This is a genomic window from Allocoleopsis sp., from assembly GCF_036703385.1.
GTDB lineage: Bacteria > Cyanobacteriota > Cyanobacteriia > Cyanobacteriales > Coleofasciculaceae > Allocoleopsis.
Map to the genome: position 1 here is coordinate 1 of NZ_DATNPA010000061.1, position 7,342 is coordinate 7,342.

The 7,342-nt window shown below is 45.5% G+C and carries 7 protein-coding genes and 1 pseudogene; 5 read left to right on the forward strand and 3 right to left on the reverse strand.

All coding sequences use genetic code 11. From position 1 onward, the window contains the following. Positions 1–594: pseudogene (locus V6C93_RS03320) on the forward strand (alpha-glucosidase); the annotation flags it as partial. Positions 595–746: 152 nt separating this feature from the next. Continuing rightward, the gene (locus tag V6C93_RS03325; RefSeq protein WP_333475225.1) at positions 747–1,484 is read left to right on the forward strand and encodes a transaldolase family protein; all 738 of its coding nucleotides are present in this window, start codon (positions 747–749) and stop codon (positions 1,482–1,484) included. 121 nt (positions 1,485–1,605) lie between these two features. On the opposite strand, the gene V6C93_RS03330 is transcribed toward V6C93_RS03325, so the two are convergent. Then, positions 1,606–2,184 carry a Uma2 family endonuclease gene (locus V6C93_RS03330; protein ID WP_333475226.1) on the reverse strand — a complete coding sequence of 193 codons (579 nt, stop codon included), beginning with the start codon at positions 2,182–2,184 and terminating at the stop codon, positions 1,606–1,608. A gap of 114 nt (positions 2,185–2,298) precedes the next feature. On the opposite strand from V6C93_RS03330, the gene V6C93_RS03335 reads away from it, so the two are divergent. From V6C93_RS03335 to V6C93_RS03345, 3 genes are all read left to right on the forward strand, one after another. Continuing rightward, positions 2,299–3,123, forward strand: a complete 825-nt coding sequence (locus tag V6C93_RS03335; protein WP_333475227.1) for a PHP domain-containing protein — start codon at positions 2,299–2,301, stop codon at positions 3,121–3,123. A gap of 194 nt (positions 3,124–3,317) precedes the next feature. Further along, positions 3,318–3,974: a GerMN domain-containing protein gene (locus V6C93_RS03340; RefSeq protein WP_333475228.1), complete on the forward strand. Its 657-nt coding sequence runs from the start codon at positions 3,318–3,320 to the stop codon at positions 3,972–3,974. Between the two features lie 117 nt (positions 3,975–4,091). Further along, the gene (locus V6C93_RS03345; RefSeq protein WP_333475229.1) at positions 4,092–4,757 is read left to right on the forward strand and encodes a hypothetical protein; all 666 of its coding nucleotides are present in this window, start codon (positions 4,092–4,094) and stop codon (positions 4,755–4,757) included. 9 nt (positions 4,758–4,766) lie between these two features. Here V6C93_RS03345 and V6C93_RS03350 read toward each other — a convergent pair whose 3' ends face one another. Both V6C93_RS03350 and V6C93_RS03355 read right to left on the reverse strand, forming a co-directional pair. After that, the gene (locus V6C93_RS03350) at positions 4,767–5,450 is read right to left on the reverse strand and encodes an SDR family oxidoreductase (protein ID WP_333475230.1); all 684 of its coding nucleotides are present in this window, start codon (positions 5,448–5,450) and stop codon (positions 4,767–4,769) included. A gap of 121 nt (positions 5,451–5,571) precedes the next feature. Further along, positions 5,572–6,828 carry a cysteine desulfurase-like protein gene (locus V6C93_RS03355; protein ID WP_333475231.1) on the reverse strand — a complete coding sequence of 419 codons (1,257 nt, stop codon included), beginning with the start codon at positions 6,826–6,828 and terminating at the stop codon, positions 5,572–5,574. Positions 6,829–7,342 lie beyond the last annotated feature (514 nt).

Consider the following 7,342-nt stretch of genomic DNA (forward strand, 5'->3'; position numbering starts at 1 on the left):
AGTCAGAAGGGATATCCTCCAGTTCGTCCGGCTTTTTGGGGTAACAGTGATGACTCTACATTCTGGGCGATAGATGATGCGTTCTTTTTGGGGGATGCACTACTGGTTTGTCCCGTGTTTGAAGACGGGGCGCGTTTGCGAAATGTCATCCTTCCCAAGGGACGTTGGTATAGTTTCTGGAGTGACGAAGTCTTCGAGGGTGCAACAGAAGTTGCGATCGAGGCTCCTCTAGAACAGATGCCACTGTTGGTGAGAGCGGGAACAATACTCCCGATGGAATCAAACCACCAATTGATGCTTCACCTCTACCCACCCGTGCAAGAAAGTAGCGAAGGTTGTTTGTACAGTGATGCGGGGGATGGATACGCCGAGTGGCGACTGGATCGATTCCGCATGGTGCGGGATGAGAAGGGTTTGGAGTTAACTTGGGAGCCGCAAGGAGATTTTGCGTTTCCCTATGAGAGCGTACAACTCCATCTTCACGACTTTGAGTTGCAGCAAGTTTGGGTGGATGATGCGGCAGTGTCTGTGGAAGGAAACTATGTGGAGTGCGCTCCCTTTGGGCAAGTTCGTTGGCAAGGGAAATTTCTCTAGATAGTCCCGCTTGATTGCAAGTCTGTCAACGGCTCCGGGAGTAAAATACGGGGGCTTCCAGCCTAAACAGCTAGAAGCCCGGAGTTAACCAGACTCAGTCAAAGCTGACCGCCCAGACTATAGAATTTGTGAGGTAGTCTCAAAGTGCCTTCATGATTCACTGCGATCGCCCAAGGGACATCGATACAGCTGAACACCCTGTACTACTAGGGCTGAACAGTCCGAGAATTCGTCTGTTTATCGATACTGCGGATACGACTGAGTGGCAAAACTGGCTGCCAACGGGTTTATTTTATGGCGTAACTACAAATCCCCTATTGTTAGAACGCGCTCAGGTTACCTGTTCTGTTGAGCAGTTGAAGGAGTTAGCTAAACAAGCGTTGAATTTAGGAGCCAAAGAAGTCCAGCTTCAGAGTTGGGGAACCTCAATTGATCGGTTGATGAAAACAGGTGAGCTTTTGGCTGCCATTGATAAGCGAGTTGTGGTGAAGGTACCGATTACCAAAGTTGGGACTGAAGCTGCCTATCGGCTGATGGCTCAAGGAATTCGGATTACGCTAACTGGGGTTTACGCTGTCCACCAAGTCCTGATTGCTGCTGCTTTGGGTGCAGATTACGCAGCTCCTTATCTCGGCAGAATAAACGATTTGGGGCGTAATGGGCGTGACGATTTGGTTGCAATGCAGAGGGAAATAGCAGGTGTTGGTAGTGCAACTCGAATTCTAGTTGCCAGTATTCGTAGCGTAGATGATATTGCATTTCTGGCAACTCAAGGACTAGATACCTTTACATTTTCGCCTGCGATCGCTGAAGCATTTTTCAACGTTACGGCGACGAACCAAGCGGCGGCTGACTTTGAGCAAGCTGCTCGCCGCATGGGCGCACAATAGCAGCTACAGCAGCAGATTAAGATATGGCAAGGATATGGCAAGCGTTAATCTGCCCTCCGGTTGCAATAGCGAAGCGCTGCTGCTTTCAGCAGATCGCGGGGACAAAATCTAAATAATCCATCTATGCAAAAATAGGTTGCAAATCTAATACAAATCCAGGTAAAACCTCTTCCCCCGATAACGTCGCAGGAGACTGTAAAACTTCAACCACTTGATTCGGACGATAAATTTCTACTTGCCGAGTTCTCGGAGCAATCAACCACCCCAACCGCAGCCCATTATTAACGTACTCCTGCATTTTTGACCGCGTTTCTTCCACATCATCTGTTTCCGAAACTAGTTCTACGGCAAAATCAGGACACAAAGGCAAAAATTTCTTGCGTTGGGCAGGCGTTAACGCTTCCCATCGATCCATTGATACCCACGCTACATCTGGAGAACGAGTCCCCCCCTTGGGCAATCGAAACCCCGTAGAAGAATCGAAGGCTTTCCCCAAACAAGTTTGACGGTTCCAATACCAAAGCTGTCCGTCTAACTCAAAATTGCGCTCGCCTGTTTCTCCCCCCGTAGGCGGCATAATAATTAATTCTCCCTTAGCCGTGAGTTCTAGCTGCAAGTCTTGGTTAGCCGCAGCCAGTTGTTCAAATTGCTCGTCAGTTAGTTTGAGAACTGGGGGTAATTGTAAAGTTAAAGCACTCATATGACTCGCATAATACTCCGCTCTTTATTATTAACAGCGACAATAACTTGTTACTGATGACAAATAATTAGTTACTGTACAGTTGAAAGTGGTTGGTAACGCCACAATAGAAAAATGCTGGAATTACACTGTCACACAACCTACTCTGACGGCACCCTGACTCCAACCCAACTTGTCCAAGCGGCGGTTCAGGCCGGAGTCTCTGCCCTAGCGATTACTGACCATGATACGCTGTCCGGTTGGGATGAAGCGATCGCTGCTGCCAAACCTTACAACCTGGAGATTGTCCCCGGTGTAGAATTGAGTACCGTTCACTGCGATCGCTCCCTTCATATCCTAGGCTTTTACCCCGATGCAGATAAGCTCAAAGCCCCGTTATCGGAACGCATAGAGGGACGTAAGCGCCGTGCCCATGAAATGGTCGCTAAACTCGCAGAACTGGGCTATCCCATTTCCCTGCCCGAACTAGGGGAAGGAATAGCACCCAGTCGTCCCCATCTAGCCAGAGCACTGGTGGAGGCAGGATATTGTCAGTCTATGGAGAAAGCCTTTGACCGTTTGCTGGGTGATAACCAACCGGCCTACGTGCAGTACGATAAATTCTCAATTTCTGAGGGTATTGCTCTGCTTCGTAACTGCGGTGCTGTTCCCGTATGGGCACATCCCTACCTATTCCGAGGCGGTGCAGTAGAGGATGTACTCAAGGAACTGGTTGATGCGGGTTTGATGGGAATCGAGATTTACCATCCCAGCCACACCACAAAACAGACGAAAAATCTTAAGGCATTGTGTGTTGAATATGGCTTATTAATGACAGGTGGTAGCGATTATCATGGGCCTAGCCCTGACGGTAAAGCACAAAGTATCAGCTTAAATATGATGCAATTACCGTTATGCTTACTCAACTCCATTAAACAGGCTGCTCAAAGTTTAAAATAAACATTTTTATTGTTCTTATAAGTTACTGACTGTAAAAATATCTTCATCTCCTAGTTACCTGTTGTTCCAAAATTTAGTCTTCTTTGATTTGGTATTACCTACGGTCAGTTCAAATATTGGCACAGATTTGGCGCGGCTATTCTTGAGATATTTCTACAGTAGTGATTAGGCCAACTCAAGCAGATAAAACAAAAATGCCTCACAATCGCCAGTCAACTTTACTATGTTCTAGTCTTTTATCCACACTTATTTTATTGGGTGCCTTTGGAGATGGAAGAGTAGAGAGCGCCGAGTCTTCAAAGTTATCAAAACTTGCAACAATATCAACTACACAGTCGATTCAATCCCCATCCATAACACACTCATCTGCCGAGTCAAGCATAAGCCAATTACAAATAGGACAACTATCCTCACAGGCTAATACAGCGACTCTAAACAAAGTCAAAGTATTTTTTCCGAAGAATCCACAGAGCAATAATAATCTTAGCTATGTTGAGCCAGTGGTTCGGACAACTCGAACTCAAAATTTAGCCCGGTTTGCTGTAGAACAAATAATTGCAGGGCCGACCCGTGCTGAAAGGCAAAAAGGCTGGGTACCTGCGATTCAGTTAAAAGGTAGCTCTAACTGCGGTTCTGATTTTAAGCTATCTATGTCCAATGGAGTCGCCAAACTACAATTGTGTCGAATCATGCCTTCGGGAGGCATTGGAGATGATGCCCGTGCCACCAGTTCTTTAACGGCTACACTCAAGCAATTTACTAACGTTAAGTCTGTGATTATTCTCGACAAAGACGGCAATTGCTTTGGGGATATGAGTGGAGATAATAGGTGTTTGAGCAATCAAAGGTAAAGTAACTCTCCCATTTGAGAGGGTCAATTCAGAGATTGACCCAAACTGGCACAGCTTAGCCCTTCCGTTTTCTACCATTGGCACTATAGACAGTTGTTTAAAACCCAAGGAATAAACATGTTGAGTTCGCACCAGTCAACTCTGCTACTTTTTGGTCTTGCATCCACACTTATATTTTTAGGTGCCTGTGCGGGTGGAGGCGTCAGTGTTACTGAATCCTCTGATTCACTGCAACCTGCCGCTACTCCAGTAACGTTCTCACCGACACAAACCCTATCAATTGCATCCCAATCCAAGTCAGAAAACACCTCAGCCAAGCAGCAAACCAAACTAACAGCACAATCAAAACTATCGATTAATAGCATTGGGCCGATTCGAGTGGGGATGAGTGTGGCTCAAGCTGAGACGGCGGCGGGAGTTAAGCTGACTCGTCCTGATAATAGAGGGTGTTCCTATATCAGACCTCAAGGGAACAACTATGATTTCCTGATCATGGTTACAAATAACCGCATCGCCCGTATTGATGTTCGAGGAAACAGCCGCATTACGACGATTAGTGGTGCACGAATTGGTGATATGGAATCTAAAATCAAGTCACTCTATCCAGGACAGATTACAGTCACTCCTCACAAGTATCAGCCAAAGGGTCATTACCTAATATTTATACCCAAAGACCGCAACGAGGCTAACTATCGCATTATATTCGAGACGGATGGGACTCGCGTCACGAGTTTTCGAGGTGGAAAACGGCCTGAAGTGGAGTGGGTTGAAGGATGTTCCTAAGCAGATGAATTAATTAGGAACTGTGAGTGGTTTTCCGTTATCAGAAGGACTCAACTGAAGTAAAAAAGGAACGGCATGATCGACCCAGTCTTTAATTGATGTGTAATTGGCAGCGTCTTCTCCGTAGCAAACTTCCAGCATCTTGGTATGAATGATGCCAGGATTGAGGGGAATTGCTGCCATCCCGTCGGGTAGTTCTTGAGCGAGCGATCGCGTCAATCCTTCAATTGCCCACTTAGAAGTACAATAGGATGCTACTTGAGGAGAGGTAGAACGACCCCAGCCTGAACTAAAGTTAACAATAATACCAGTTCCTTGCTCGATCATGGCTGGAACCCAGTGGCGAATCACATTCGCTACCCCCTTGATATTGACATCAATTAAGCGAGAAAAATCCTCACTAGGAATTTCCCAAAGTGGTGCTAACTTGTTTATCATTGCGGCATTGTTAATCAACAAATCAGGGGGTTTATAATCACTGAGTATTTGCTTTGCCCAATTCATCACCTGCGCTTCATCCGCAACATCTAGTGTTGTAAACTTGTGGGGTGAACCAAACTTCTCGTTCATTTGCTCCACTGCTGCCTGTGAACGAGCACAACCTACAACGGTATGCCCTAACTGAATAAATCGCTCAGTCATAGCTTGACCGAGTCCCTGACTAACACCTGTAATGACGATTAGTTTTGTCATTGTCACCTTTTAATTCTTAATTTTTCAGAAGTTGACCTTCTGATTAATTTATGGCTGGGAAAAGCGAGAAGTCATCTATAAACTGGATGAGATGCAATAGGGCTTAACAGTTCCTCCACACTCACAATACTGGATCGACAGCCTGGATTAAGCGGTCAACTTCCTCTATCGTGTTGTAATGCACCATACTAACTCGCACGACTCCTCCCTGCTTTTCTAAACCCAAGTATTCAATCAATCGCTTCGCATAAAAATCTCCAAAGCGAATCCCAATATTGTACTTGTCAACATGTAGCGGAATCGTCTCGCTATGGGTTTCCTTTACCACAAACGAGATAGTTGGAACTCGTGAAGCGCGATTAGCTTGGGGTTGACCAATGATGCGAATATTGGGTTTACTTGTCAGGTACTTCAGGAAGCGATCTCCAATTTCCTCTTCCTGAACGCTTATCACCTCAAACGCTTGCACCATCTGGTTTCTCAAATCAGCAGCCGCTTGCTCACCATAGGCATGTTGTGCTAGTTCGCTTAAGTAATCACATAGACCTAGCATTCCATAACTCAGTTCAAAATTGACATTCCCTGGCTGAAATTTGTAAGGAATGGTGGCTTGGTCAATAAAGTAATGATTTATCCCAGGTATTGCTAATAAATCCTCTTGTTTTCCATAAAGTAGAGCGTAATGCGAACCATAAACTTTGTAGAAGCTAAACGCATAGAAATCCACATCCGAATCTTGGACATCTACCAAGCGGTGAGGTGCATAGGCAACACCATCAATACATACCTTTGCTCCATAGCTGTGGACAAGTTGGGTAATCTCTTTGACAGGATTGATTGTTCCTAATAGGTTAGAAGCATGAGTGAAAGCAACAAGACGAGTTCGGTTGCTTAGCAATGGCTCTAAATCTTCGAGATGTAACTGTAAAGTTTCAGGATTAATCCGCCATACTTTAATCGTAATTCCCTGTTTTTCCAGGTCAACCCAAGGGCCAATATTCGCCTCATGGTCACAGTTCGTTACGATGACTTCATCACCCGGATTCCACGTCTTGCTAATACATAGCGAGAGAATCCGTATCATCAACGTGGTGGATGAACCCATCACCACCTCTGAGGGTGACTTGGCATTAATTAAAGTTGCCATTCCTTGAGCGGCTTTTGCCACGCGATCGCCTGCTAGTTGCGAGATAGCATAAGAAGCTCCCAACTGAACATCGGAAGTCAGTAAATATTCGCTAATTCGCTCTACTACTTGCTTGAGAGTTTGTGAACCTCCAGCATTATCAAAAAACGTCCAATCACCAGCCAGAGAGGGAAACTGTTGGCGGACAAAGTCAATAGGGAAGGATGATTGATGAGTTATCGTCGGATTCATAAAGAAGATACTCTTGCACAGATAGCTTTAAGGATTTGCAGCAGCTCGATAGAACGTTCCGGGTAAATTATATTCAAGTCTGGAAAGAGTTGATAAGTTGAAGGATTTCCTTAGATGTTGGATTTTGGATGCGAGGATTGTGGGATACACGCGGTCACGTTGTATTTATGTTAACGTCCCAAAAACCAGGGGAATAGTAGACCTCATGCATGAGAGACTTTCGCACTCTTGAGGGTAAAGGAATTTTTCTTTTCTTTCCCCTTCTCCTTTAAGCTTTTCCCTGACTTCTGTAAGCAGTCTATTCTCAACGGGTGCATCCGTTTTTGCAAATATACTTCCGTAGGGGCTTTCCTGCCGTTTGCTGTTAACGCACCTTAGCGTAGTGGTAGGGGAAACTCAGGAGCAAACTTGTCTCTCAACCGAGCGTCTGCTTTTGCTAAGCTTACCGAGGATCATCAGACGGTAGGTGATTGAGGAGTATGCCTAAATTATGAGACAAAGTGTCGGATTGGCT

Excerpts from the sequence above, each read along its gene's own strand:
- V6C93_RS03325 (WP_333475225.1), top strand. The coding sequence starts at position 747 with ATGATTCACTGCGATCGCCCAAGGGACATCGATACAGCTGAACACCCT.
- V6C93_RS03330 (WP_333475226.1), bottom strand. The coding sequence starts at position 2,184 with ATGAGTGCTTTAACTTTACAATTACCCCCAGTTCTCAAACTAACTGAC.
- V6C93_RS03335 (WP_333475227.1), top strand. The coding sequence starts at position 2,299 with ATGCTGGAATTACACTGTCACACAACCTACTCTGACGGCACCCTGACT.
- V6C93_RS03340 (WP_333475228.1), top strand. The coding sequence starts at position 3,318 with ATGCCTCACAATCGCCAGTCAACTTTACTATGTTCTAGTCTTTTATCC.
- V6C93_RS03345 (WP_333475229.1), top strand. The coding sequence starts at position 4,092 with ATGTTGAGTTCGCACCAGTCAACTCTGCTACTTTTTGGTCTTGCATCC.
- V6C93_RS03350 (WP_333475230.1), bottom strand. The coding sequence starts at position 5,450 with ATGACAAAACTAATCGTCATTACAGGTGTTAGTCAGGGACTCGGTCAA.
- V6C93_RS03355 (WP_333475231.1), bottom strand. The coding sequence starts at position 6,828 with ATGAATCCGACGATAACTCATCAATCATCCTTCCCTATTGACTTTGTC.